Source organism: Pseudomonas sp. GW823-FHT01D03, from assembly GCF_058798255.1.
Genome location: NZ_JBXAKK010000001.1, coordinates 665918 through 691707 on the forward strand (window position 1 = coordinate 665918; position 25790 = coordinate 691707).

At 61.0% G+C, this 25790-nt stretch carries 19 protein-coding genes and 2 tRNA genes; 12 read left to right on the forward strand and 9 right to left on the reverse strand.

The genetic code is table 11. The features are described from left to right. Window positions 1-61 precede the first annotated feature (61 nt). The 4 genes from AC1RBR_RS02895 to AC1RBR_RS02910 all read right to left on the reverse strand — a co-directional run bounded on the left by AC1RBR_RS02895 (window position 62) and on the right by AC1RBR_RS02910 (window position 3318). A complete protein-coding gene (locus AC1RBR_RS02895; protein WP_492562901.1) occupies window positions 62-1627 on the reverse strand; it encodes an ABC transporter permease in 1566 nt (521 codons plus the stop codon). Beyond that, the gene (locus tag AC1RBR_RS02900) at window positions 1627-2637 is read right to left on the reverse strand and encodes an extracellular solute-binding protein (RefSeq protein WP_492562903.1); all 1011 of its coding nucleotides are present in this window, start codon (window positions 2635-2637) and stop codon (window positions 1627-1629) included. The genes AC1RBR_RS02895 and AC1RBR_RS02900 overlap by 1 nt, the downstream gene beginning before the upstream one ends. 327 nt (window positions 2638-2964) lie before the next feature. Next, a tRNA-Leu gene (locus AC1RBR_RS02905) sits at window positions 2965-3051 on the reverse strand. Between the two features lie 180 nt (window positions 3052-3231). Then, window positions 3232-3318 (reverse strand) — tRNA-Leu (locus tag AC1RBR_RS02910). A 225-nt stretch (window positions 3319-3543) separates the two neighbouring features. On the opposite strand from AC1RBR_RS02910, the gene rnr reads away from it, so the two are divergent. The 11 genes from rnr (at window position 3544) to AC1RBR_RS02965 (ending at window position 20415) form a co-directional block, all read left to right on the forward strand. Continuing rightward, window positions 3544-6174: a ribonuclease R gene (gene rnr, locus AC1RBR_RS02915; protein ID WP_027611420.1), complete on the forward strand. Its 2631-nt coding sequence runs from the start codon at window positions 3544-3546 to the stop codon at window positions 6172-6174. Further along, complete coding sequence (gene rlmB / locus AC1RBR_RS02920; protein WP_007967448.1) at window positions 6171-6938, forward strand: 23S rRNA (guanosine(2251)-2'-O)-methyltransferase RlmB; 768 nt, start codon at window positions 6171-6173, stop codon at window positions 6936-6938. The genes rnr and rlmB overlap by 4 nt, the downstream gene beginning before the upstream one ends. A 307-nt stretch (window positions 6939-7245) precedes the next feature. Continuing rightward, window positions 7246-7668 carry a 30S ribosomal protein S6 gene (rpsF, locus tag AC1RBR_RS02925; RefSeq protein ID WP_003221133.1) on the forward strand — a complete coding sequence of 141 codons (423 nt, stop codon included), beginning with the start codon at window positions 7246-7248 and terminating at the stop codon, window positions 7666-7668. Window positions 7669-7696: 28 nt separating this feature from the next. Continuing rightward, entirely contained in the window at window positions 7697-7927 is a 231-nt protein-coding gene (rpsR, locus tag AC1RBR_RS02930) for a 30S ribosomal protein S18 (RefSeq protein ID WP_002551829.1), read from the forward strand. A 36-nt stretch (window positions 7928-7963) separates the two neighbouring features. Further along, window positions 7964-8857, forward strand: coding sequence for a hypothetical protein (locus AC1RBR_RS02935; RefSeq protein WP_115985406.1), 894 nt, complete (start codon window positions 7964-7966; stop codon window positions 8855-8857). Window positions 8858-8876: 19 nt separating this feature from the next. Then, window positions 8877-9323, forward strand: a complete 447-nt coding sequence (rplI, locus tag AC1RBR_RS02940; protein WP_003221136.1) for a 50S ribosomal protein L9 — start codon at window positions 8877-8879, stop codon at window positions 9321-9323. A 120-nt stretch (window positions 9324-9443) separates the two neighbouring features. Beyond that, a complete protein-coding gene (gene dnaB / locus AC1RBR_RS02945; RefSeq protein WP_003221138.1) occupies window positions 9444-10841 on the forward strand; it encodes a replicative DNA helicase in 1398 nt (465 codons plus the stop codon). Between the two features lie 192 nt (window positions 10842-11033). After that, window positions 11034-13337 (forward strand): YgiQ family radical SAM protein, encoded by a 2304-nt coding sequence (locus AC1RBR_RS02950; RefSeq protein ID WP_166496022.1) that lies wholly within the window; start codon window positions 11034-11036, stop codon window positions 13335-13337. Window positions 13338-13674: 337 nt separating this feature from the next. After that, complete coding sequence (locus AC1RBR_RS02955; RefSeq protein ID WP_492562906.1) at window positions 13675-16950, forward strand: transglutaminase family protein; 3276 nt, start codon at window positions 13675-13677, stop codon at window positions 16948-16950. An 88-nt stretch (window positions 16951-17038) separates the two neighbouring features. Continuing rightward, window positions 17039-19525 carry a circularly permuted type 2 ATP-grasp protein gene (locus AC1RBR_RS02960; RefSeq protein ID WP_492562907.1) on the forward strand — a complete coding sequence of 829 codons (2487 nt, stop codon included), beginning with the start codon at window positions 17039-17041 and terminating at the stop codon, window positions 19523-19525. Next, the gene (locus tag AC1RBR_RS02965; protein ID WP_492562909.1) at window positions 19525-20415 is read left to right on the forward strand and encodes a transglutaminase family protein; all 891 of its coding nucleotides are present in this window, start codon (window positions 19525-19527) and stop codon (window positions 20413-20415) included. The genes AC1RBR_RS02960 and AC1RBR_RS02965 overlap by 1 nt, the downstream gene beginning before the upstream one ends. Before the next feature lie 212 nt (window positions 20416-20627). Here the strand turns inward: AC1RBR_RS02965 and AC1RBR_RS02970 are convergent, their stop codons facing one another. Together AC1RBR_RS02970 and AC1RBR_RS02975 are read right to left on the reverse strand one after the other, a co-directional pair. Beyond that, window positions 20628-20813: a hypothetical protein gene (locus AC1RBR_RS02970; RefSeq protein WP_095138129.1), complete on the reverse strand. Its 186-nt coding sequence runs from the start codon at window positions 20811-20813 to the stop codon at window positions 20628-20630. A 68-nt stretch (window positions 20814-20881) separates the two neighbouring features. Beyond that, a complete protein-coding gene (locus AC1RBR_RS02975; RefSeq protein ID WP_095138130.1) occupies window positions 20882-21469 on the reverse strand; it encodes a cytokinin riboside 5'-monophosphate phosphoribohydrolase in 588 nt (195 codons plus the stop codon). A gap of 340 nt (window positions 21470-21809) precedes the next feature. Between AC1RBR_RS02975 and azu the strand changes: the two genes are divergently transcribed. After that, window positions 21810-22253 (forward strand): azurin, encoded by a 444-nt coding sequence (gene azu / locus AC1RBR_RS02980; RefSeq protein WP_064388650.1) that lies wholly within the window; start codon window positions 21810-21812, stop codon window positions 22251-22253. A 201-nt stretch (window positions 22254-22454) separates the two neighbouring features. On the opposite strand, the gene nadE is transcribed toward azu, so the two are convergent. The 3 genes from nadE to AC1RBR_RS02995 all read right to left on the reverse strand — a co-directional run bounded on the left by nadE (window position 22455) and on the right by AC1RBR_RS02995 (window position 25636). Then, entirely contained in the window at window positions 22455-23282 is an 828-nt protein-coding gene (gene nadE, locus AC1RBR_RS02985; RefSeq protein WP_095138132.1) for an NAD(+) synthase, read from the reverse strand. Between the two features lie 4 nt (window positions 23283-23286). Then, the gene (gene pncB, locus AC1RBR_RS02990; RefSeq protein ID WP_041065644.1) at window positions 23287-24510 is read right to left on the reverse strand and encodes a nicotinate phosphoribosyltransferase; all 1224 of its coding nucleotides are present in this window, start codon (window positions 24508-24510) and stop codon (window positions 23287-23289) included. Between the two features lie 214 nt (window positions 24511-24724). Further along, entirely contained in the window at window positions 24725-25636 is a 912-nt protein-coding gene (locus AC1RBR_RS02995; protein WP_492562914.1) for a LysR family transcriptional regulator, read from the reverse strand. Window positions 25637-25790 lie beyond the last annotated feature (154 nt).

Sequence of the window (25790 nt, forward strand, 5' to 3'; positions counted from 1 at the left end):
TCGCATTCCTCTGGTGGGGCTCGGTCAAACTGTGGGAGCGGGCTTGCTCGCGAAGGCGACTTCAGCGGCTCAGATACATCCGCGTCGTCAGCAGATATACCGGCAACCCCGACACCACAATCAACAACGCCGCATAAGGCGCTGCCGCCGCGAACTCGACATTCGCGGTATGCGCCCAGACCTCGGTCGCCAGCGTGTTCAGCCCGGTCGGACTGAGCAGCAGTGTCGCCGTCAGTTCCTTCATCGCATCCAGAAACACCAGCGCAAACGCCGCACCCAGTGCCGGGAAAATGATCGGCAGGGTCACCCGGCAAAACGCTGTGAATGACGAGGCCCCCAACGTGCGTGCCGCTTCTTCCAGCTGCGGCGCAGCCTTGTTCAATGCCGTGCGAATCGGCGCCTGTGCCAATGGTAGAAACAGCAGCGCATAAGCGATCAGCAGCAATGCCGAGGTCTGGTACAGCGCCGGCACGTAGTGCAGGGCGAAATACACCAGCGTCAGCGCGATCACCAGGCCTGGCAGCGCATGCAGCAGATATGGCAGGCGTTCGGCCCAGATCGCCAGTTGGCCCTTGTAACGCACCACCAGCAGCCCGACCGGCACCGCCAGCAGCAAGCACAGCGCTGCGCCACCGAGCGACAAGGCCAGTGAGGACAGCAGGGCTTCGGTGATCGCCGCGACCGGGAAGGCTGCCGATGAGCCGACCGCCAGCCAGTACGCGAGCATGCCCAACGGGATCCCGCTGCCGATAATCGCCAGCAACAGGCAATACAACTGACCGGCAACCGCCCACGGCCCCAACCGCACTTGCTCGGCTCGACGCGCTGCACCCTGGCCGGTGCGCACATGGCGCCCTTTACCGCGCACCCGCAGCTCCAGCCACAACAGCATCAGACACAGCGCGAGCAGCACCGCCGAGAGCATCGCCGCGTTGGCGTTGCTGAATTCCAGTTCGAATTGCTGGTAGATCGCGGTGGTGAAAGTTTGCAGGCCGATGATCGACAATGCGCCGAACTCAACCAGCATATGCAGGGCAATCAGCAGCGAGCCGGCCAGCAGCGACGGCCAGAGCAGCGGCAGAGTGACGCGGAAAAACACGCCCCAGCGATTTTGCCCCAAGGTGCGAGCCGACTCTTCGAGGGACGGATCGAGGTTGCGCAGGGTCGCCGCGACCGGTAGAAAGATCAACGGATACTTCGACAGGCTCATCACCAGAATCGCCCCGCCGAGGCCTTCGAACTGCGCGCTCAGCGACACCCAGGTGAAGCTGCTGACAAACGCCGGCACGGCGAACGGCAGGCACAGAATCACGCCCCACAGGCGTCGGCCCGGCAGATTGCTGCGCTCCAGCAACCAGGCCAGTGACAGGCCGATCACGCCGCACGTCAGCGTCACCCCAACCATCAGCGCCAAAGTGTTGCGCAGCAAGCCGAACACGTACGGGCGCCACAACAAGTGCAGCGCCTCCGTCCACCCGGCTTGCCAGGCTTTCAGGCCGACGTAAGCCAGTGGCAACAGGCTCATGACCACCAGCAATAAAACCGGCAGCACCAGCCAGATCGACGGGCGCTTGCGTCGTGGCACGTAACCCCCGCGCGCGGCGGGGGCTGATAACGATGCGGCCATCAGTTCAGGCCAACTTCACGTTCCAGCTCCAGCGCTTCCTCGGCGTTGCCCAGATCGGCCGGGGTCACGTTCGGCGCTTGCAGTTCGCTGAACGGCTTGAGCCCGCGATCCGATTCCATACCGTTGTGCAGCGGGTATTCGGCGGTGGTCTGAGTGATCACGCGCTGGCCTTCCTCACTGGCCATGTAGGCAAGGAATTGCTGGGCTTCTTTTGGGTGTTTGCTGGACTTCAGCACGGCAGCGCTGGAAACCGTGATCAGTCCGCCAACGTCGCCACCGGTGAAGTAATGCAGTTTCGAGTCGAGCTTGCCTTTCTCGCGCTGCAGGGCGAACCAGTAGTAGTTGTTCACCAGCACGGTGGCGACTTCGCCGTTTTCCACGGCTTTGAGCGCGACCATGTTGTTGCTGTAGGTCTTGCCGAAAGCGCGCAGGCCGGTCAGCCATTCTTCGGCGGCGTCGCGACCGTGCATCTTGATGATCGCCACGGCCTGTTCCTGGAAGGCGCCACTGGTCGGGACGAAACCGACTTTGCCTTGCCACTTCGGATCGGAGAATTCCATCACCGACTTCGGCAGGTCTTTCTCATCGACCAGTTTCGGGTTGTAGGCAACCACGCGAACCCGCGCGGTGACACCGATCCAGGTGCCGTTGCCGGCGACGTATTGCTTAGGCAGCACGGCCAGCGTGGCGTCGTCAGTCTTGGCCAGCAGGCCTTGCTCGCCGAGGTTGTTCAGCGGAGGAGATTCTTCGGTGTAGATCACGTCGGCGGGGGAACGGTCGCCTTCTTCGATGACCTGGCTGGCGAGCTGGTTGCTGCTGCCCTTGCGTACGTTGACGTGAATGCCGGTCTTGGCCTCGAAAGCCTTGGCGATCGCATCGCCGACTTCTTTGTGTTGACCGTTATAGAGCGTCAGGGAAACCGCATCGGCTGCCTGGGTGAGGGGAGTGGCGAGTGCCAGGCCGAGCAGGGTGAAGGTCAAGCCGCGGCGCAGGGTATTTCGAAACATCATTCGCAGGGTTCCTCACTGTCGCATTGCAAAAACTTGCAACAATGATAAACGATATTGTTTCTCAAGTGCGCCTTGCGAGGAGGGCGGAGGTTTGCTAGAGCATGATCTGGTGATCATTTGTGGCGAGGGAGCTTGCTCCCGCTCGGCTGCGTAGCAGTCGTTAATCCTGAGAGAGGGCATGACTGATGTAAAAGCGAGGAATGCTGCGCATCCCAGCGGGAGCAAGCTCCCTCGCCACAGAGGCTTGCAGGTTTTAAAGGCCAGAAACGCAAAAACCCGCTTTCGCGGGTTTTTGGGAAACTCAACGTCGTAACCTTGAGTTTGAATTGGTGCCCAGAAGAAGACTCGAACTTCCACGACCGTAAGGTCACCAGCACCTGAAGCTGGCGTGTCTACCAATTTCACCATCTGGGCATTCATCGCAAGCGTTGCCGCTGTTGATGTGGCGCACTATACGGAGCGCTTTTTGATCTGTAAACCCCTGATTTAATTTTAATTAATCGGGTTTAACAAAACCTTTCCCCGGAATGCAAAAAACCCGCTTTCGCGGGTTTTGTGTGAGTCTTGAAACTGATCTAGTCTCAAACTCGAAATTGGTGCCCAGGAGAAGACTCGAACTTCCACGACCGTAAGGTCACCAGCACCTGAAGCTGGCGTGTCTACCAATTTCACCACCTGGGCATCTCGTCAACGTATGTACGTCGTCGATGGCGCGCACTATACGGAGCGCCTTTTTAACTGTAAACCCCTGTCAGCAAAAAAAATGATTTTTTTTACCAGCGGTGTTCAAAAGGGCTTTCAGGCGTCGATACAAGGCTCCAGAAGGGCCTTATAGAGTCGGAAATTTCCCGTTTGATGGCGCCTATGCCAAACTAACCCGCATATAGACAAGGTGAAAACTCTCTAATGGCCGATTGGCAGTCCCTCGATCCCGAGGCCGCTCGTGAAGCGGAAAAATATGAAAACCCTATTCCCAGCCGCGAACTGATCCTGGCGCATCTCGCCGATCGGGGGTCGCCTGCTGCCCGCGAGCAACTGGTCGAAGAGTTTGGTCTGACCACAGAAGACCAGATCGAAGCCCTGCGCCGCCGCCTGCGCGCCATGGAGCGCGACGCTCAATTGATCTACACCCGCCGTGGCACCTATGCGCCGGTGGACAAGCTCGACCTGATCCTCGGCCGCATCAGCGGTCACCGTGACGGTTTCGGCTTCCTGGTGCCGGACGACGGTAGCGATGACCTGTTCATGAGCCCGGCGCAGATGCGTCTGGTGTTCGATGGCGACCGTGCGCTGGCACGGGTGTCCGGTCTTGACCGTCGTGGCCGCCGTGAAGGCGTGATCGTCGAAGTGGTGTCCCGTGCCCACGAAACCATCGTCGGTCGCTACTTCGAAGAGGGCGGTATCGGTTTCGTTGTTGCCGACAATCCGAAGATCCAGCAGGAAGTGCTGGTTACGCCAGGCCGTAATGCCAACGCGCAGATCGGTCAGTTCGTCGAGGTGAAAATCACCCACTGGCCGACGCCGCGCTTCCAGCCGCAAGGCGATGTGGTCGAAGTGGTCGGCAACTACATGGCGCCGGGCATGGAAATCGATGTCGCGCTGCGTACCTACGACATTCCGCACGTCTGGCCTGAAGCGGTGCTCAAAGAAGCCGCCAAGCTCAAGCCGGAAGTCGAAGAGAAAGACAAAGAGAAGCGCGTCGACCTGCGCCATCTGCCGTTCGTCACCATCGACGGCGAAGATGCCCGCGACTTCGACGACGCGGTCTACTGCGAAGCCAAACCGGGCAAGCTGCGCCTGTTCTCCGGCGGCTGGAAGTTGTACGTGGCGATTGCCGACGTTTCCAGCTACGTGAAGATCGGTTCGGCGCTGGACAACGAAGCCCAGGTGCGCGGCAACTCGGTGTACTTCCCCGAGCGCGTGGTGCCGATGCTGCCGGAGCAGCTGTCCAACGGCCTGTGCTCGCTGAACCCGCACGTCGATCGTCTGGCCATGGTTTGCGAGATGACCATCTCCAAGTCCGGCGAAATGACCGACTACTGCTTCTATGAAGCGGTGATCCATTCCCACGCCCGTCTGACCTACAACAAGGTCAGCGCGATGCTGGAAACCCCGAAAGCCACCGAAGCGCGCAAGCTTCGCGGCGAATACACCGACGTGGTGCCGCACCTCAAGCAGCTCTATGCGCTGTACAAAGTGTTGCTGGCTGCTCGTCACGTGCGTGGCGCGATCGATTTCGAAACGCAGGAAACCCGGATCATCTTCGGTTCCGAGCGCAAGATTGCCGAAATTCGTCCGACTACTCGTAACGATGCGCACAAGCTGATCGAGGAATGCATGCTGGCGGCCAACGTGGCCACTGCCGAATTCCTCAAGAAGCACGAAATTCCTGCGCTGTACCGTGTCCACGATGGCCCGCCACCGGAACGTCTGGAAAAACTGCGCGCCTTCCTCGGCGAGCTCGGCCTGTCCCTGCACAAAGGCAAGGACGGCCCGTCGCCAAAGGACTATCAGGCTCTGTTGGCAAGCATCAAGGATCGTCCGGATTTCCATCTGATCCAGACCGTGATGCTGCGCTCCCTGAGCCAGGCGGTGTACAGCGCCCAGAACGAAGGCCACTTCGGCCTGAATTACGAAGCCTACACCCACTTCACCTCGCCGATCCGTCGTTACCCGGACCTGCTCACGCACCGCGCCATCCGCAGCGTGATCCATTCGAAACAGGACACCCCGCACGTTCGTCGTGCCGGGGCGATGACCATTCCGAAGGCACGCATCTATCCGTACGACGAAGCGGCGCTGGAGCAACTCGGCGAGCAGTGCTCGATGAGCGAGCGCCGTGCCGACGAAGCCACCCGCGACGTGGTGAACTGGCTCAAGTGCGAGTTCATGAAAGATCGTGTGGGCGAATCGTTCCCGGGCGTGATCACCGCCGTGACCGGTTTTGGTCTGTTCGTCGAACTGACCGATATCTACGTCGAAGGCCTGGTGCACGTCACCGCGCTGCCGGGCGATTACTACCACTTCGACCCTGTGCATCACCGCCTGGCGGGCGAGCGCACCGGTCGCAGCTTCCGTCTTGGCGATACCGTTGAAGTGCGCGTGATGCGCGTCGACCTCGACGAGCGCAAGATCGACTTCGAGATGGCAGAAAAAACCATCAGCGCACCGATCGGTCGCAAGAAACGTGGCGCCGATACCGCAGCACCTGCGAGCAAGGCTGTGGAAGACAAGGCTCCGGCGAAAACCGCCAGCCGTCGTCCGGCCAAGGAAAAAGCTGTCGAAGCCTATCGCCCGAGCGATGCCGTGGCGAAAAACGCCGAGCTGCGCAAAAGCCGTGAATTGAAGAAGGCCTTGCTGGCCGAAGCCAAAAGCGGTGGTAAAGCGGCGTCTGGGGGAAAGACCGGACGGTCGGCGCCTGAGAAGGCCGTCGGCGGCAAGCCAGCCAAACCGAGCAAACACCGTAAAGGCCCGCCGAAAGCGGGTTCGGCTCCAGCCAAAAGTGGCGGGTCGCGTAAACCGAAGGCGAAGTCATGAGTCAGTTGGAAAAAATCTACGGCGTTCACGCGGTAGAAGCGTTGCTGCGTCACCACCCTAAACGCGTCAAGCAGATCTGGCTGGCCGAAAGCCGCAACGATCCGCGCGTGCAGACCCTGATCGAGCTGGCCAACGAAAATCGTGTGCAGATCGGTCAGGCCGAGCGCCGCGAAATGGACGCCTGGGTTGAAGGCGTACACCAGGGCGTGGTGGCGGACGTCAGTCCGAGCCAGGTCTGGGGCGAGGCGATGCTCGACGAGCTGCTCGACCGTACCGAAGGCGCACCGCTGTTGCTGGTGCTCGACGGCGTGACCGACCCGCACAACCTCGGCGCCTGCCTGCGGTCGGCGGATGCTGCCGGCGCGCTGGCGGTGATTGTGCCCAAGGACAAGTCGGCTACCCTGACGCCGGTGGTGCGTAAAGTGGCCTGCGGCGCGGCGGAAGTGATTCCACTGGTGGCGGTGACCAACCTGGCGCGCACTCTGGAAAAGCTCCAGCAGCGCGGTCTGTGGGTTGTCGGCACGGCGGGTGAGGCCGAGGTCAGCATTTATGACCAGGACCTGACCGGCCCGACCATCCTGATCATGGGCGCCGAAGGCAAAGGCATGCGTCGCCTGACTCGCGAGCACTGCGACTATCTGGTGAACCTGCCGATGGCCGGCAGCGTCAGCAGCCTCAACGTGTCCGTGGCAACCGGTGTGTGCCTGTTCGAAGCGCAGCGTCAACGCGGTGCCAAGGCCAAGGCTGCTGCCAAGAAAGCCTGACCTGTTGCAAATCCCCTGTAGGAGTGAGCCTGCTCGCGATAGCGGAGTTACATTCAGCATCAAAGTTGAATGTTGCGCCCTCATCGCGAGCAGGCTCACTCCTACATTGTTTTGTGGTGTGGCCTGTATCCGGTGATTGTTCAAATAATCACCAATTGCCTTGCACCTGCGCAGTCCCTTCTCTACAATTGCGCCCCTTGCTGTGACGGCAGGCACGCATGTGCCCCGCGCCAGCAAGTCCATAAGTGTCATTCACTCCTTGTCTGACCGTTTTTGAGCGGCAGGCTACAACCCGTAAGGAGCATTCATGCGTCATTACGAAATCATCTTTCTGGTCCACCCTGACCAGAGCGAGCAAGTCGGCGGCATGGTTGAGCGTTACACCAAGCTGATCGAAGAAGACGGCGGCAAAATCCACCGTCTGGAAGACTGGGGCCGTCGTCAACTGGCCTACGCAATCAACAATGTTCACAAGGCTCACTACGTGATGCTGAACGTTGAGTGCACTGGCAAGGCCCTGGCCGAGCTGGAAGACAACTTCCGCTACAACGATGCTGTGATCCGTAACCTGGTCATCCGTCGCGACGAAGCCGTTACCGGCCAGTCCGAGATGCTCAAGGCTGAAGAAAACCGCAGTGAGCGCCGTGAGCGTCGCGACCGTCCTGAGCACTCCGACGCTGATGGCGTTGAGGGTGATGACAGCGACAACAGCGATAACGCTGACGAGTAATCCACGGACCTTTTAAGGAGCCTATCAAATGGCACGTTTCTTCCGTCGTCGTAAATTCTGCCGCTTCACCGCTGAAGACGTGAAAGAGATCGATTACAAAGATCTCAACACTCTGAAAGCCTACGTATCCGAGACCGGCAAAATCGTTCCAAGCCGCATCACCGGTACCAAAGCTCGTTATCAGCGTCAGCTGGCCACCGCTATCAAGCGCGCCCGCTTCCTGGCCCTGCTGGCCTACACCGACAGCCACGGCCGCTGAGACCGGGCAGTCGACAAGTAGCAAAGGATTGAATGCATGCGTGCCTTAGCTGAGTTCATCATGCGAGGCCGTATGCAGGCCACTCTCGTGGTGGCCGGATGTGCAACATTGCCGTTGTTGTATTGGTTGGGTGCTGCCGCCGGGAGCCTTGTGCTTCTGCGGCGCGGACTGACGGACGCCCTGGGTGTTCTGTCTCTCGGGCTGCTGCCGGCTTTGGTCTGGTGGCTGTATGCCGATGATCCACGGGCACTTCTGGTGCTGCTGGGGTCTTCGGGGCTTGCGTTGGTGTTGCGCGCAAGCGAGTCCTGGGTTCGAACGCTGCTGGTCAGCGTAGTGATTGGAGTGGTGTTTTCAGTGGTGCTCGGGGCGGCGTTTGCGGCCCAGATCGAGATGCTCGCGCAGGCCTTGATAAAGGTCATGCCGGCGCTTCTTGGTGAAACCTACAAGCAATTGTCGGTCGATGAGCAAGCGCGGTTCGCGTCCCTGATTGCACCGGTCCTGACCGGACTGATTGCGGCGTTGTTGCAGATCGTCAGCGTGCTGAGCCTGATTGTCGGGCGGCATTGGCAGGCGTTGTTGTACAACCCGGGTGGTTTTGGTCGCGAGTTTCGCGCCATCCGGATCCCGCTGGGGCCGGCGATGTTGCTGCTGGCGTTGATGCTTCTGGGCCCGAATCTCGGTGCACAGATGGCCATGTTGACGCCGTTGTGCAGTGTACCGCTGGTGTTCGCCGGACTCGCCCTGATTCACGGGCTGGTCGGGCAGAAGCGACTGGCCGGTTTCTGGCTGGTGGGGTTGTACGTGACACTGCTGCTGTTCATGCAGCTGATCTATCCGTTGCTCGTGGTTCTGGCCATTGTCGACAGCCTGATTGATTTTCGCGGTCGTCACGTGTCGAAAGACACCGATAACGCGAACGGTGAAGGTTAAAAGTTAAGAGGATTTCCACATGCAACTGATCCTTCTGGAAAAAATCGCCAACCTGGGCAACCTGGGCGACAAAGTAAACGTTAAGGCCGGTTACGGCCGTAACTACCTGCTGCCTTTCGGCAAGGCTACCGCTGCGACCGCTGCCAACCTGGCTGCGTTCGAAGAGCGTCGTGCCGAGCTGGAAAAAGCCGCCGCAGACCGTAAAGCATCGGCTGAAAGCCGTGCTGCCCAACTGGCCGAGCTGGAAGTGACCATCACTGCCACCGCTGGCGACGAAGGCAAGCTGTTCGGTTCGATCGGTACTCACGACATCGCTGACGCACTGACCGCCTCCGGCGTTGAAGTGCAGAAGAGCGAAGTTCGTCTGCCGAACGGCACCATCCGCAACGTGGGTGAATTCGACGTGGCTGTGCACCTGCACGCCGAAGTTGAAGCCACCGTACGCGTTGTCGTGGTAGCAGCTTAAGCAATACTTGTCGGCTGGCACCCTCGGGTGCTTGCCGGTAACATCGGGCACGATCCTGTTTACAGGTCGTGCCCTTTGTCTTTCTGGTACTCCCGTTTTCAAACCTGACTCCAAGTGGCCATGAACGAAATCACCGCTCCCGAGCAATACGATCTGCAAACCGCTGCCCTGAAGGTGCCGCCGCATTCCATCGAGGCCGAACAGGCCGTACTCGGTGGTTTGATGCTGGACAACAACGCCTGGGAACGTGTGCTTGATCAAGTCTCCGACGGCGATTTCTACCGACATGACCACCGTTTGATCTTCCGGGCGATCGCCAAACTGGCCGATCAGAACATGCCGATCGACGTCGTGACCCTGGCCGAGCAATTGGACAAGGAAGGTCAGACATCTCAGGTCGGCGGCCTCGGTTACCTAGGCGAACTGGCGAAAAACACGCCGTCCGTCGCCAACATCAAGGCCTATGCGCAGATTGTTCGCCAGCGGGCGACGTTGCGTCAGTTGATCGGTATCAGCACCGAAATTGCCGACGCCGCGTTCAACCCGGAAGGCCGTACAGCCGAAGAGATCCTCGACGAGGCCGAACGGCAGATCTTCCAGATCGCCGAGGCGCGGCCGAAGACCGGCGGCCCGGTGGGGGTCAACGAACTGTTGACCAAGGCCATCGATCGCATCGACACCCTGTTCAACACCGCCGACGCAATCACCGGTCTGTCCACCGGTTATACCGACCTGGACGAGAAGACCAGTGGCCTGCAGCCGTCCGACCTGATCATCGTCGCTGGCCGTCCGTCGATGGGTAAGACCACCTTCGCCATGAACCTGGTGGAAAACGCCGTATTGCGCAGCGACAAAGCGGTGCTGGTGTATTCCCTCGAGATGCCAGGTGAATCGCTGATCATGCGTATGCTTTCGTCCCTCGGTCGTATCGACCAGACCAAGGTGCGTTCCGGCCAGCTCGAAGACGACGACTGGCCGCGCCTGACCTCGGCGGTCAACCTGCTCAATGATCGCAAACTGTTCATCGACGATACCGCCGGCATCAGCCCGTCGGAAATGCGCGCGCGGACCCGACGTCTGGTGCGCGAGCACGGCGACATCGGCCTGATCATGATCGACTACCTGCAGTTGATGCAGATCCCGGGTTCCAGCGGTGATAACCGGACCAACGAGATTTCCGAAATCTCCCGATCCCTCAAAGCCCTGGCCAAGGAATTCAACTGCCCGGTGGTGGCGCTGTCGCAGCTCAACCGCTCCCTGGAACAACGTCCCAACAAGCGTCCGGTGAACTCCGACTTGCGGGAATCCGGAGCGATCGAGCAGGACGCCGACGTCATCATGTTCGTATACCGGGACGAGGTGTATCACCCGGAAACCGAACACAAGGGCATTGCCGAAATCATCATCGGCAAGCAGCGGAACGGCCCGATCGGCTTTATCCGCCTGGCCTTTATCGGTAAGTACACCCGCTTCGAAAACCTCGCGCCGGGCAGTTACAACTTCGACGACGACGAGTAAATTCTTCATCGTTTGATCTGACGCCTTCGCGAGCAAGCCCGCTCCCACACTTGGAATGCATTCAAATGTGGGAGCGGGCTTGCTCGCGAATGGGCGTGGCGCAATTTCCGACCACAGCCGTCGGAATTGGTCAAAATTTGTGCTATATTCCGCGCCCGCGAAATTCAATGAAAGCCAACACCGGTTATCGACATGCAAGCAGCCAAGCCGTTATTTGACTATCCAAAGTACTGGGCCGAATGTTTCGGGCCAGCGCCATTCCTGCCGATGAGCAGGGAGGAGATGGATCAGCTCGGCTGGGATTCCTGCGACATCATCATCGTCACCGGTGATGCCTACGTCGATCACCCGTCGTTCGGCATGGCGATCATCGGCCGGCTGCTGGAGTCCCAGGGCTTCCGCGTCGGGATCATTGCCCAGCCGAACTGGCAATCCAAAGACGACTTCATGAAGCTCGGCGAGCCGAACCTGTTCTTCGGCGTCGCGGCCGGCAACATGGACTCGATGATCAACCGCTACACCGCGGACAAGAAAATCCGTTCCGACGACGCCTACACCCCGGGTGGCATGGCGGGCAAACGTCCGGATCGCGCGAGCCTGGTCTACAGCCAGCGCTGCAAGGAAGCGTACAAACATGTGCCGATCGTCCTCGGCGGCATCGAAGCTTCCCTGCGTCGCATCGCCCACTACGACTACTGGCAGGATCGCGTGCGCAACTCGATCCTGATCGACGCCAGCGCCGACATTCTGCTGTACGGCAACGCCGAGCGCGCCATCGTCGAAGTCGCCCAGCGTCTGTCCTACGGGCACAAGATCGAAGACATCACCGACGTGCGCGGCACCGCGTTCATCCGCCGTGACACGCCGCAGGGCTGGTACGAAGTCGATTCCACGCGCATCGACCGTCCGGGCAAGATCGACAAGATCATCAACCCGTACGTCAACACCCAGGACACCCAGGCTTGCGCCATCGAGCAAGAGAAGGGCCCGGTAGATGATCCCGAGGAAGCCAAGGTCGTACAGATCCTGGCCAGCCCGCGCATGACCCGCGACAAGACCGTGATCCGCCTGCCGTCGATGGAAAAGGTGCGTAACGACCCGGTTCTGTACGCCCACGCCAACCGCGTGCTGCACCTGGAAACCAACCCGGGCAATGCCCGCGCGCTGGTGCAGAAACATGGCGAGATCGACGTTTGGTTCAACCCGCCGCCGATTCCGATGACCACTGAAGAAATGGACTACGTGTTCGGCATGCCTTACGCACGGGTTCCGCACCCGGCGTATGGCAAGGAGAAGATCCCGGCCTACGACATGATCCGCTTCTCGGTAAACATCATGCGTGGCTGCTTCGGCGGCTGCACTTTCTGCTCGATCACCGAGCACGAAGGCCGGATCATCCAGAACCGTTCCGAAGAGTCGATCATTCGCGAAATCGAAGAGATCCGCGACAAGGTTCCAGGCTTCACCGGCGTCATTTCCGACCTCGGCGGCCCGACCGCGAACATGTACCGCATCGCCTGCAAGAGCCCGGAAATCGAATCCGCGTGCCGCAAGCCGTCCTGCGTGTTCCCGGGCATCTGCCCGAACCTGAACACCGACCACTCGTCGCTGATTCAGCTGTACCGCAGCGCCCGTGCCTTGCCGGGTGTGAAGAAGATCCTGATCGCCTCCGGCCTGCGTTACGACCTCGCGGTCGAGTCGCCGGAGTACGTCAAAGAGCTGGTGACCCACCACGTCGGCGGTTACCTGAAGATCGCCCCGGAACACACCGAGGAAGGTCCGCTCAACCAGATGATGAAGCCGGGGATCGGTACCTACGACCGCTTCAAGCGGATGTTCGAGAAGTACACCAAGGAAGCAGGCAAAGAGCAGTACCTGATCCCGTACTTCATCGCCGCGCACCCGGGCACCACTGACGAAGACATGATGAACCTGGCGCTGTGGCTCAAGGGCAACGGTTTCCGTGCCGACCAGGTGCAGGCGTTCTATCCGTCGCCGATGGCCACCGCGACCGCGATGTACCACTCGGGCAAGAACCCGCTGCGCAAGGTCACCTACAAGAGCGACGGTGTGACCATCGTCAAGAGCGAAGAGCAGCGGCGTCTGCACAAGGCGTTCTTGCGTTATCACGATCCGAAAGGCTGGCCGATGCTGCGTGAAGCGCTGACCCGCATGGGCCGCGCCGACCTGATCGGGCCGGGCAAGAATCAGCTGATCCCGCTGCACCAGCCGGCTACCGACAGCTACCAGAGCGCCCGTCGCAAGAATTCGACGCCGGCCGGCAGCCATAAGGTCGCGAAAGAGAAGACCACCAAGATTCTCACCCAGCACACCGGCCTGCCGCCGCGTGCCAGCGACGGTGGCAATCCTTGGGACAAGCGTGAACAAGCCAAGGCTGCGGCGTTCGCCCGCAACCAGCAGGCGGCCAAGGAGCGCAAGGAAGCGGCCAAGGGCAAGGGGCCGAAGCCGGCTCGCAAGCCGGTCGTACCGCGCTAAGTCGCTTTTTGTTTCAACAGAACGCCAACCTTCGGGTTGGCGTTTTGCATTTCAGGGTTCAAGAAGTGTGCTGTAACGACTGGCCCTTTCGCGAGCAAGTCCGCTCCCACATTGGAATACGTACTCCCGTGGGAGCGGGCTTGCTCGCGAAGGCGTCATCTCAGGCGCCGCATCTACCACTGCCGCCACATTTAGGCGCAACTTCCTCGAACCATTTCCCCGCATCGCCCGATTTTGGTGCTGTACTGCCCTGAGCATTCCGGGAAAGCGCCCAAGCCCCTGCATGGCATAAGTCTTGCGCGCTTTCGAATACGCTTAGGCTCGCAGGAGGCACGCCGTGTCGATTCATGTCGCATTGCATCACGTCACGCATTACCGCTACGACCGCGCTGTCGAACTCGGCCCGCAGATCGTACGCCTGCGCCCGGCCGCCCACAGCCGCACGCGGATCCTCTCGTATGCGCTGAAGGTCTCGCCCGAGCAGCATTTCATCAACTGGCAGCAAGACCCGCAGGGCAACTACCTCGCGCGGCTGGTGTTCCCCGAGAAAACCGATGAGTTGCGCATCGAGGTCGATCTGCTGGCCGAGATGGTGGTGTTCAACCCCTTCGACTTCTTCCTCGAACCCTATGCCGAGAAAATCCCCTTCACTTACGCCGCAGATGAACGCAAGGAATTGGCGCCGTACCTCGAAACGCTGCCGCTGACGCCTGCATTTAAAGCCTATCTGGACGGAATCGACCGTACGCCGCTGCCCGCCGTGGATTTCCTGGTGATGCTCAACCAGCGTCTCAGCGAAGACATTCGCTACCTGATTCGCATGGAGCCGGGCGTGCAAACCCCGGAACACACCCTCGAACATGCCTCCGGCTCCTGCCGCGACTCGGCGTGGCTGCTGGTGCAACTGCTGCGCAACCTCGGGCTGGCCGCGCGGTTCGTCTCCGGCTACCTGATTCAACTCACCGCCGACGTGAAGAGCCTCGACGGCCCGTCCGGCACCGAGGTGGATTTCACCGACCTGCACGCCTGGTGCGAGGTGTACTTGCCGGGGGCCGGCTGGATCGGTCTGGATGCTACGTCCGGATTGTTCGCCGGCGAAGGGCATATCCCGCTGGCCTGTAGTCCCGATCCATCCTCGGCGGCGCCGATCAGTGGTCTGGTCGAACCGTGCGAATGCCAGTTCAGCCACGAAATGTCGGTGGAGCGGATCTGGGAAGCGCCACGGGTGACCAAGCCCTACACCGATGAGCAGTGGCTGTCGATTCAGGCGCTGGGGCGACAGATCGACGCCGATCTGCTCAAAGACGATGTGCGCCTGACCATGGGCGGCGAGCCGACCTTCGTCTCCATCGACGACCCCGATGGCGCCGAATGGAACACTGCCGCGCTGGGCCCGGACAAGCGCCGCCTCTCCGCCGAACTGTTCCAGCGCATGCGCCAGCACTATGCGCCGAAAGGTCTGGTGCATTTCGGTCAGGGCAAGTGGTACCCCGGCGAGCAATTGCCGCGCTGGTCGCTCAACTGCTATTGGCGCCGCGACGGCGTGCCGATCTGGCACAACAGCGCGCTGATCGCCGACGAGCAACAGGATTACGGCGCCAATGGCGAACTGGCCGGGCGCTTTCTGGCGAGTGTTGCCGAGCGCCTGAAACTGCCGGCACGTTTCGTGTTCCCGGCTTACGAGGATAATTTCTATTACCTCTGGCGTGAGGGCGCATTGCCGAGCAACGTCAGCGCTGAAGACTCGCGTCTGGAAGAACCGCTGGAGCGTGCGCGTCTGCGCAAAGTCTTCGCTCAGGGCCTGGATAAGGTTATCGGCCAGGTGCTGCCGCTGGCGCGTACCGCCAAGGGTGATCAATGGCAGAGCGGGCGCTGGTATCTGCGCGACGAGCATTGCCGACTGGTGCCGGGGGATTCGCCGCTGGGTTATCGCCTGCCGCTCGGCTCGCAGCCGTGGGTGAAGGCCGCCGAGTATCCGTTCATTCATCCCAACGATCCGAATCAGGACTTCCCCGAGCTGCCGGGCACCACCCAGCTCAACAGCCATGCCGAACCTGCCGCGGCCGCCGAACGTGCGCCGAGAGTCGACGAGTCCGCCGACTGGCTGACCCGCACCGCCTTCTGCGCCGAGGCCCGCGAAGGGCGTCTGTATCTGTTCATGCCGCCGCTGGAGCGGGTCGAGGACTATCTGGAACTGGTGGCGGCCATCGAAGCCACCGCCGAAGAGCTGCATTGCCCGGTGCTGCTGGAAGGTTACGAGCCGCCGAGTGATCCGCGCCTGAGCAACTTCCGCATTACCCCGGATCCGGGCGTGATTGAGGTCAACGTGCAGCCATCGGCGACCTGGGACGAGCTGGTCGAGCGCACCGAGTTTCTCTATGAACAGGCGCGGCAAACCCGCCTGACCACCGAAAAATTCATGATCGACGGGCGCCACACCGGCACCGGCGGCGGCAACCATTTCGTCCTCGGTGGCGCGACCCCGGCGGACTCACCGTTCCTGCGCCGCCCGGATCTGCTACGCAGCCTGATCAGCTACTGGCACAACCACCCGTCGCTGTCCTACCTGTTTTCCGGCCTGTTCATCGGCCCGACCTCGCAGGCGCCGCGGGTCGATGAAGCGCGCAACGACGCCTTGTACGAACTGGAAATCGCCTTCGCGCAAATGCCGGAACCGGGCGCAGAGTGCGCGCCGTGGCTGGTGGATCGCCTGCTGCGCAATCTGCTGATCGACGTTACCGGCAACACTCATCGCGCCGAGTTCTGTATCGACAAACTGTATTCGCCGGACGGTGCCACCGGGCGCCTCGGCCTGCTGGAGCTGCGCGCCTTCGAAATGCCGCCGCATGCGCGGATGAGCCTGGCTCAGCAGTTGTTGCTGCGCGCGCTGGTTGCGCGATTCTGGCGCGAGCCATATGCGCCGCCGAAACTGGCGCGCTGGGGCACCGAGCTGCACGATCGCTTTATGCTGCCGCACTTTATCGAGCAGGATTTCGCCGACGTCATCGTCGAACTGAACAACGCCGGTTATCCATTGCGCGCCGAGTGGTTCGCGGCGCATCTGGAGTTCCGTTTTCCCAAGGTCGGCGATTACGCGGTCAGCGGCATCGAGATGGAGCTGCGCCAGGCGCTGGAGCCTTGGCATGTGCTGGGCGAGGAGGGTACGGCTAGCGGCACGGTGCGATATGTCGATTCGTCGCTGGAGCGTTTGCAGATCAAGCTCAGCGGCCTGCCGCCGCAGCGTTATCTGCTGACTTGCAACGGCATTCCGCTGCCGCTGCAACCGACCGGGCGCATCGGTGAGTTCGTCGCGGGTGTGCGCTTTCGGGCCTGGCAACCAGCCAACTGCCTGCAACCGACCATTCCGGTGCATGCGCCGCTGGTGTTCGACCTGCTCGACACCTGGATGCAGCGTTCGCTGGGCGGTTGCCAGTACCACGTTGCACACCCGGGCGGACGCAATTACGAGACCTTGCCGGTCAATGCCAACGAAGCGGAGAGCCGGCGCATGGCGCGGTTTTTCCGCATCGGACATACGCCGGGGAAACTTCCGATACCGAACCTGACAATCTCCGACGAGTTGCCGATGACGCTCGATTTGCGACGTTTCTAAGTCCTGCACGACATGCGGATTTTTCGTATATCCGCATGTCATGTGCCTGCGTTAGTCTGACCGTTCCCTGCTGTCTGCCGAGCTTTCCATGCCTGACCTGCTAGACCGCTACCCGCGCACTGCGGGCACTTATCACGAACTGCTGAATGACAGCGGGGAAGTGCGCCCGCACTGGCGGCGGCTGTTCGATCAATTGCAGCGCAGCACCCCGGCGCAACTGGTGCAGCGGCAGGCGTTGCTGGCCCGGCAGATTCAGGAAAACGGCGTGACCTATAACGTCTATGCCGATCCCAAGGGCGCCGACCGCCCGTGGGAACTGGACCTGCTGCCGCACGTGATCGCTGCTGATGAGTGGCAGCAACTGTCGGCGGGGATTGCCCAGCGAGCACGCCTGCTCAACGCGGTACTGGCCGATCTGTATGGGCCGCAGCGGCTGATCAGTGAAGGGTTGTTACCGGCGGAGCTGGTGTTCGGCCACAACAATTTTCTCTGGCCCTGTCAGGGCATTGCTCCGCCTGAAGGGGCCTTTCTGCATCTGTACGCCATGGACCTGGCGCGCACGCCGGACGGCCGCTGGTGGGTCACGGCGGATCGTACCCAGGCACCCTCGGGCGCCGGTTATGCGCTGGAAAATCGCACCATCGTGTCGCGGGCGTTTCCCGAGTTGTACCGCGATCTGAAGGTGCAGCACCTGGCCGGCTTCTTCCGCACCCTGCAGGAAACCCTCGCGCGTCAGGCGCCGTGTGCTGACGACGCGCCGCTGGTGGTATTGCTGACGCCGGGGCGCTTCAACGAGAGCTACTTCGAACATCTTTATCTGGCACGCCAGCTCGGTTATCCGCTGGTCGAAGGCGGCGACCTCACCGTGCGCGATGCCACGGTGTACCTGAAAACCCTCAGTGGTCTGCGCCGGGTGCATGCAATCATGCGCCGCCTCGACGATGACTTCTGCGATCCGCTGGAGCTGCGAACCGATTCGGCACTCGGTGTGCCCGGCTTGCTGGAGGCGGTGCGTCAGGGCCGGGTGCTGGTGGCCAATGCCTTGGGCAGCGGCGTGCTGGAGTCGCCGGGATTGCTCGGATTTCTGCCGAAGATCAATCAGTACCTGTTCGGCGAAGAACTGCTGCTGCCGTCCATCGCTACATGGTGGTGCGGCGAGGCGCCGGTGCTGGCGCAGGCGCTGGAAAAGCTTCCGGAGCTGCTGATCAAACCGGCATTCCCCTCACAAAGCTTCGCGCCGGTATTCGGCCGCGATCTGAGCGAACAACAGCGCCAGGCGCTCGCCGAGCGCATGCAGGCGCGGCCATATGCCTATGTTGCGCAAGAACTGGCGCAGCTGTCCCAAGCGCCGATCTGGCAGGCCGAAGACGGCCAACTGCAACCGCGAGCGATCGGCATGCGCGTGTATGCGGTGGCCAGTGGTGACGGCTATCGCGTATTGCCCGGTGGACTGACCCGGGTTGCCGCCGAGGCCGATGCCGAAGTGGTGTCGATGCAGCGCGGTGGCGCGAGCAAGGACACCTGGGTGTTGGGCGAGCGTGCGCCGAGTGGCGAGCAATGGAAAACCCAGCGCAACGTCGGCGTACACGATCTGGTGCGCCGCGATCCTTATCTGCCCTCGCGGGTGGTGGAGAACCTGTTCTGGTTCGGCCGTTACTGCGAGCGTTGCGACGACAGTGCGCGACTGCTGCGGATCATGCTCGCGCGGTATGTCGATGGTGATGACCCGCAAGCCTTGCAGGCCGCCGTGGAGCTGGGCGAGCGGCTGATGTTGCTGCCGGAGGAGGGCGAGTTGCCGGAGCGACTGCTGGCGGCGCTGCTCGGCGAGGACTGGTCGTTCAGTCTGCGCTCCAACCTGCAGCGCTTGCAGTGGGCGGCCTCGCAGGTGCGCGGCAAGCTTTCACGGGAAAACTGGCAGGCGTTGGTCGAGTTGCAGCGCGAGGCAATGGAGCTGGACACCGAAGAGCCGGACTTCGGCGAGTTGCTGGATTTCCTCAACCGACTGGTGATGTCGCTGGCGGCGCTCTCGGGTTTCGCGCTTGACGACATGACCCGCGACGAAGGCTGGCGCTTCCTGATGATCGGCCGGCGCATCGAACGGTTGCAGTTTCTCAGCAGCAGTCTGGCGGCGTTTCTGCGCGGCGCCGGGGCGTTCGATCAGGCGGGGCTGGAATGGCTGCTGGAGCTGGGCAACAGCAGCATCACCTACCGTTCGCGGTATCTGGCGGTGGCGCAGTTGATTCCGGTGCTCGATCTGTTGCTGCTGGATGAGCAGAACCCGCATGCGGTGCTGTTTCAGTTGAAACTGGTGACCCGCACGCTCAAGCGATTGAATGATGATTTCGGCGTACCTCGCGAGGCCGGGTTGCCGCAGTTGGTCGAGCGTCTGGCGCGGTTCGATCTGGGTTGTCTGGAGAACCCGCTGTTCGGGGAGAACAGCGTGCGTGCCGCGCTTGATGGTCTGGCGGATCTGCTGCAGGAGATTGCCGAGGCCAGCGGTCAGGTGTCCGATCGGCTGGCGCTGCGCCACTTTGCCCATGTCGACGATGTCAGCCAGCGCACGGTGTCCGTCTGATGAGCGCGCACTACCAGATCTTCCACGACACCTGTTACCACTACGACAGCCCGGTTTCGCTGGCACAGCAATTGGCGCACCTGTGGCCGCGTGAGTGCACATGGCAGCGCTGCACCGAGCAGCAATTGCTGATCAGCCCGCAGCCGACCACGCGGCGGGATGAACTGGATGTGTTCGGCAATCCGCTGACCCGACTGGCCTTCGAGCGCCCGCATGACGAGTTGCAGGTCAACGCCCGGCTCACGGTTGAGGTGCTGGCGCGGCCGCTGGCGGACTTCAGTCTGTCCCCGGCGTGGGAGCAGACGCGCAACGCGCTGACCTACAGTAGTCTGCCGTTGTCCGCCGAAATGCTCGAGGCTTGTCGCTATCGGTTTCAGTCACCCTACGTGCATTTGAAGCGCAGCTTCGTCGAATTTTCCGAAAGCTGTTTTCCACCGGGCAAGCCTTTGCTGCTGGGCGTGCAGGCCTTGATGCAGAAAATTTTCAGCGAGTTCACTTTCGACGCCGAGGCCACGCAAGTGGCGACGCCGCTGGTGGAAGTGCTGGAGCGCCGACGCGGTGTGTGTCAGGACTTCGCGCATCTGATGCTCGCTTGCGTGCGCTCGCGAGGACTGGCAGCGCGCTACATCAGTGGCTATCTGCTGACCCAGCCGCCACCGGGACAGCCACGGCTGATCGGCGCCGATGCGTCGCATGCCTGGGTGTCGGTGTTCTGTCCGGTACTCGGGTGGGTGGATTTCGATCCAACCAACAATGTGCAGCCGGCGCTTGAGCACATCACCCTGGCGTGGGGCCGGGATTTTTCCGATGTGTCGCCGTTGCGCGGGGTGATTCTGGGGGGCGGGTCTCACGATCCGGAAGTGCGTGTCACGGTGATGCCATTGGAATAACACAACAACCCATGTGGGAGCGGGCTTGCTCGCGAAAGCGTCTTCACATTCAACGTTGATGTAACTGACACACCGCTTTCGCGAGCAAGCCCGCTCCCACAGGAAGTCGTATCGTGTTCGAAAAACGGGGAGGGCTGTGAGGGCCAGCGGCTGAGCCGCCAGCCCCGTCACAAATCCGCAGGGTCTGACTCGATCATCAAACCCGGTGGGGCTCAGGCGTCGGGCGCCTGGTCTTTCGGTGCATCAACATCAACATCGTCATCAGTCGCCACTTCCCCGTCAGGGTTCAGTGCCGCTTCTTCAGCCATTTGTTTCTTGCGCTGAAGCTTTTCCTCTTTCTTCTGCTCCTTTGCCAGGTCTCGTTGACGTTTGGCGAAGGAGTAATTGGGTTTGGCCATGGGCGATCCTCTGGGGTCGAAGGTGAGGTTGAGCGGCGCGTATTCTGCCCTGTATCGGTGTCCGGCGGTTAGCCGGGTTTTTGGTCGACCCACTTGGGCGTGACGGTCGGCTTCCACTGATCGAGGGCGTCGAGCAGGGTTTGTGGCGATTCGCTCACTTGCAGCATGTCACGATGCGGCGCGCGAACGAAGCCTTCGCCGACGATATGGTCGAGAAAAGCCGTGAGTTTGCTGTAGAAACCGTTCACTTCCAGCAGGCCCAGCGGCTTGCCGTGGTAGCCGAGCTGGCCCCAGGTCCAGACTTCGAACAGCTCTTCCAGCGTGCCGAGGCCGCCGGGCAATGCGATGAACGCATCGCTCAGCTCGGCCATGCGCGCCTTGCGCGCGTGCATGCCATCGACCACTTCGAGGCGCGTCAGGCTTTTGTGGCCGATTTCCTTGTCCATCAGACTTTGCGGAATGATCCCGATCACTTCGCCACCAGCAGCCAGTGCGGCGTCCGCCACCAGGCCCATCAGGCCCACGGCACCACCACCGTAAACCAGCGTCAGCTGGCGCTCGGCGAGGGCCCGGCCAAGGGCTTGGGCGGCTTCGGTGTAAGCCGGATCAGTGCCGGCGTTGGCACCGCAAAATACACAAACGGATTTGAGAGACATGCCTTCCTCCTGGTTCAATCCGTCACAGGGTAATGGCTGGCAGGCCTCGATCCAAGGGCTAGACTTCGCGTTCTGGCGATTCAAAGGTACCGCTGGCGCCACAGGCGTAGGCGGCGAGCAAACTGCACAACAGACCGTTAAAGAACATGATCGGCACTCCGTTTCAGTAGATGCGCCGATCATAGGCCCGGCCGGGGGATCTGGCCGGTAGATTGTTTCGATGAGTGTCATAGCCTGAAAGTTGTATACAATTTTTGACTCAAGTCATAGGAACTTGCGAAGATTTCAGGCAGTCTTTCCACCATTCGTGTTTTTGTTAACCCTGCCTTGGAGATTCACCATGTTTTCCAAAGTTGTTGCGGTATCCCTGCTGGCGCTGGCCAGCAGCCAATTGATGGCTGCCGAGTGCAAAACCACCGTTGATTCCACCGATCAGATGTCCTTCAACACCAAGGAAATCGTGATCGACAAGAGCTGCAAGACCTTCACTGTCGAACTGACCCACTCCGGCAACCTGCCGAAGAACGTCATGGGCCACAATCTGGTGATCAGCAAAGAAGCTGACATGCAGTCAATCGCCACCGCTGGCCTGGCCGCGGGCATCGACAAGAACTACCTGCCGGAAGGTGACGCGCGCATCATCGCTCACACCAAGATCATCGGCGCCAAAGAAACTGATTCGCTGACTTTTGACGTGGCCAAGATTGCAGATGGTGGCTACGGTTTCTTCTGCTCGTTCCCGGGCCACATCTCGATGATGAAAGGCACGATTACTGTTAAGTAATCAACGCACCGCATCATCGTTCTTCGCGGGCAAGCCTACTCCCACAGGGTTTGTGTCGGTCACACATTTTGTGAACAACCGGGACACTGTGGGAGCGGGCTTGCCCGCGAAGAGGCCATCAGCATCGACAGGTGAACTGGCCAAAGAAAAGCCCGCTGAGGATCACTCCTCAGCGGGCTTTTTCATTCAATCACCATGCAATCAAGGCGCAAACGGCATGACCCGTTTGTGATGAGTCTTGTTGTACGTATTGACGATGATGTCGAACGCTTCCTGACGCACCGGCTCGCCGTGCAGGAAGGCATCGATCTCGGCGTAGGTTACGCCGTGGGACGCTTCGTCCGGTTTGCCCGGCGACAGGTCTTCCAGATCCGCGGTCGGCACTTTTTCCACCAGCGATTCCGGCGCGCCGAAGCTGCGGGCGATCGCCCGGACCTGGTTTTTCACCAGACCGCTGAGCGGGGCCAGGTCGCAGGCGCCGTCCCCGAACTTGGTGAAGAAGCCCATCACCGCTTCCGCCGCGTGGTCGGTGCCGATCACCAGCCCGTGCGCCGCGCCGGCGATGGTGTACTGGGCGACCATGCGCATCCGCGCCTTGGTGTTGCCGAGCACGAAATCCACCGACACCGCGTGTTTGCCTTCGAACGCCGCCACTTCCCTGGCCAGTGATTTGACCGCCGGGCCGATGTTCACGGTGTGGCGTTCGTCCGGGGCGATGAAATCCACCGACGCTTGCGCATCGTGCTCATCGAACTGGGTTTCGTACGGCAGGCGCACGGCAATGAACTTGTAGGCGTCGTCGCCGGTGCGCTCGCGCAGTTCACGCATGGCGCGCTGGGCCAGGAGGCCGGCGGTCAGCGAGTCGACACCGCCGCTGATGCCCAGCACCAGGGTCTTGAGGCCGGAATTGACCAGGCAGTCCTGGATAAAGGTGATGCGCCGGGCGACTTCCGCTTCGAGGGCCTGATGCCCGGCGAATGGCGGTTGCACCTTGAGCTGTTCAGCAATCTCACGCTGTACGGCTTGCATGAATTCACTCCTTGCTAGATAGGCTGGAAACGGCAGGAACCTGGAACACATGTCGCAAATAGGCGACGAAATTCGGGTCTTTACAGTGAGTCTTGCCTGGCTCGTCGGAGATCTTCGCCACCGGCTGGCCGTTGCAGGCGGTCATTTTAAGCACGATGCTCATCGGTTCGACACCCGGAATGTCACAGGTCAGGTTGGTGCCGATGCCAAAGCTGACGTTGATCCGCCCGTGCAGCGCGCGGAAGATCTCCAGCGACTTGGGCAGGGTCAGACTGTCAGAGAACACCAGGGTCTTGCTCATCGGGTCGATGCCGAGCTTGTGGTAGTGGGCGATGCATTTTTCGCCCCACTGCACCGGATCCCCTGAATCGTGGCGCAGACCATCGAAGAGCTTGGCGAAGAACAGGTCGAAGTCGCCGAGAAACGCGTCGGTGGTGATGCAATCGGTGAGCGCAATCCCGAGCAGACCACGGTACTCGCGCACCCAGCAGTCGAGGGCGGCGATCTGGCTGTCGATCAGCCGTGGGCCGAGTTGCTGATGGGCCATGATCCATTCATGGGCCATGGTGCCAAGCGGCTTCATATCCAGCTCGCGGGACAGGTGCACGTTGCTGGTGCCGACGAAGCGCCCGGGGAAATCGTGCTTGAGCACGTTGACCACTTCTTCCTGCACGCGGTACGAAAAGCGCCGGCGGGTGCCGAAATCGGCGACCTGCAATTGCGCCAGTTCGTCGGCCGAGGCATTGGCGCTGAGCCAGTCGAACTTGCGATACAGCTGTTCCCGCGCCTGCACCAGCTCGATTTCCCGGTAGCGATAGCGGTTACGCACTTCGCTGACGATCGCCAGCAACGGTACTTCGTAGAGGATCACATGCAGCCACGGGCCGCGCAGCCGGATGAACAGTTCGCCGTTCTCGATACCGGTGTGCAGGTAGCGCAGATTGAAGCGGAACAGTCCGAGAAAGCGCAGGAAATCCGGTTTCAGGAAGGTGATGCGCTCGAGGAAACTCAACTGGTCGGCACTCAGGCTCAGCTCGGCCAGACGCTCGATCTGGTAGCGAATCTCGGCCAGATACGGCCGCAGATCTTCGCTGTTACGGCAACGAAACTCCCATTCGACTTCGACGTTGGGGTAGTTGTGCAGCACCGCCTGCATCATCGTCAGTTTGTAGAAGTCGGTGTCGAGCAGGTTCTGCACGATGCGATCGGCAAACACACTCTCGCTCATAAACGGGTTCTCCAGGTGCACCGCGCGGTTGCGCGGGATCAATCAATGACGCTAGTGGCGCATATCAGCGGTGAGGATTGCCAGCATTTTTTAAGAGCGTCGAGGTCACCTGTGGGAGCGGGCTTGCTCGCGAATGCGGCGTATCAGTCCCATTTGAATTGACTGACCCACCGCATTCGCGAGCAAGCCCGCTCCCACAGGGTTGTTGAAAACTCTATATCGGCGTCAGGTCCGGGCTGTCGATCTGCTCCAGCATCCACTTCACAAAATCCCGCACCTTCGGCACTTCCGCCGCATGTTCCGGGTAGGCCAGGTAATAGGCGTCGGAGCTGGGCATTGCATGCTGCCAGGGAATGACCAGTTTGCCGTCGGCCAATTCCTCTTCCACCAGAAACCGTGGCAGCAGCGCCACGCCGCAGCCGACCTGGGCAGCGCGGATGCACATATAAAAGGTTTCGAAACGCGGCCCGTGATAGCTGTGCTCGGTGTGGTAACCCTGACTGTCGAACCAGTCGTGCCAGGCCTGTGGGCGCGAGGCATTTTGCAGCAGCACCAGATCGGTCAGTTGCGTCGGGTCGGTGAAGGGCGTGTCCGGCAGGCTGCCGGGGGCACAGACCGGCACCAGCTCTTCGCCGAACAGCTTCAGGCATTCGGTGCCGGGCCTTGAACCCTGGCCAAAATAGAACGCCAGATCGCTGCGACCCTGCAGCAAGTCATCGGCCTCCTGCTCGTTGCACAAGTCGAGATGGATCGACGGATGGCGCAGACGCCAGCCCTTCAGACGCGGTACCAGCCAGCGCGCGCCGAAGGTCGAGGGTGTAGAAACGCGCAGGACTTCGGTCTCGCCGCCGTAGGAACGCAGGTAATGCGTGGACATTTCCACCTGAGTGAGGATTTTTCGGACTTCCGCCAGGTACAAATCCCCGGCCGGGGTCATCTGCAAACGCCGACGTACCCGGCGGAACAACAAGTGCTGCAACAATTCCTCAAGCTGCGCCACTTGCTTGCTGACAGCGCTCTGGGTCAGGTTCAGCTCCTCGGCGGCCCGGGTGAAGCTCAGGTGCCGGGTCACGGCCTCGAAGCACTGCAACGCGGTGATCGATGGCAAGTGGCGTTTATTCAGCATGGGTGGTCCCTTTTTCTTGTCTTTCTGTGCGCAGCATGAATAAACGGAATGATATCTCGCGTAAAGGTCGTTTGTTGCCTTGCCCTCGGGAAGCTACAACTAAAGGCCTGCCCGGTTGTGAACATTCGGCCGCACACATTCAGTTTTTCGCTTG

Coding starts and splice junctions, on each gene's coding strand:
- AC1RBR_RS02900 (WP_492562903.1), bottom strand. CDS start 2,637: ATGATGTTTCGAAATACCCTGCGCCGCGGCTTGACCTTCACCCTGCTC.
- rnr (WP_027611420.1), top strand. CDS start 3,544: ATGGCCGATTGGCAGTCCCTCGATCCCGAGGCCGCTCGTGAAGCGGAA.
- AC1RBR_RS02970 (WP_095138129.1), bottom strand. CDS start 20,813: ATGGCCAAACCCAATTACTCCTTCGCCAAACGTCAACGAGACCTGGCA.
- dnaB (WP_003221138.1), top strand. CDS start 9,444: ATGAACGAAATCACCGCTCCCGAGCAATACGATCTGCAAACCGCTGCC.
- rplI (WP_003221136.1), top strand. CDS start 8,877: ATGCAACTGATCCTTCTGGAAAAAATCGCCAACCTGGGCAACCTGGGC.
- AC1RBR_RS02935 (WP_115985406.1), top strand. CDS start 7,964: ATGCGTGCCTTAGCTGAGTTCATCATGCGAGGCCGTATGCAGGCCACT.
- azu (WP_064388650.1), top strand. CDS start 21,810: ATGTTTTCCAAAGTTGTTGCGGTATCCCTGCTGGCGCTGGCCAGCAGC.
- rpsF (WP_003221133.1), top strand. CDS start 7,246: ATGCGTCATTACGAAATCATCTTTCTGGTCCACCCTGACCAGAGCGAG.
- AC1RBR_RS02965 (WP_492562909.1), top strand. CDS start 19,525: ATGAGCGCGCACTACCAGATCTTCCACGACACCTGTTACCACTACGAC.
- rlmB (WP_007967448.1), top strand. CDS start 6,171: ATGAGTCAGTTGGAAAAAATCTACGGCGTTCACGCGGTAGAAGCGTTG.
- AC1RBR_RS02975 (WP_095138130.1), bottom strand. CDS start 21,469: ATGTCTCTCAAATCCGTTTGTGTATTTTGCGGTGCCAACGCCGGCACT.
- pncB (WP_041065644.1), bottom strand. CDS start 24,510: ATGAGCGAGAGTGTGTTTGCCGATCGCATCGTGCAGAACCTGCTCGAC.
- AC1RBR_RS02960 (WP_492562907.1), top strand. CDS start 17,039: ATGCCTGACCTGCTAGACCGCTACCCGCGCACTGCGGGCACTTATCAC.
- AC1RBR_RS02950 (WP_166496022.1), top strand. CDS start 11,034: ATGCAAGCAGCCAAGCCGTTATTTGACTATCCAAAGTACTGGGCCGAA.
- nadE (WP_095138132.1), bottom strand. CDS start 23,282: ATGCAAGCCGTACAGCGTGAGATTGCTGAACAGCTCAAGGTGCAACCG.
- AC1RBR_RS02995 (WP_492562914.1), bottom strand. CDS start 25,636: ATGCTGAATAAACGCCACTTGCCATCGATCACCGCGTTGCAGTGCTTC.
- AC1RBR_RS02895 (WP_492562901.1), bottom strand. CDS start 1,627: ATGGCCGCATCGTTATCAGCCCCCGCCGCGCGCGGGGGTTACGTGCCA.
- rpsR (WP_002551829.1), top strand. CDS start 7,697: ATGGCACGTTTCTTCCGTCGTCGTAAATTCTGCCGCTTCACCGCTGAA.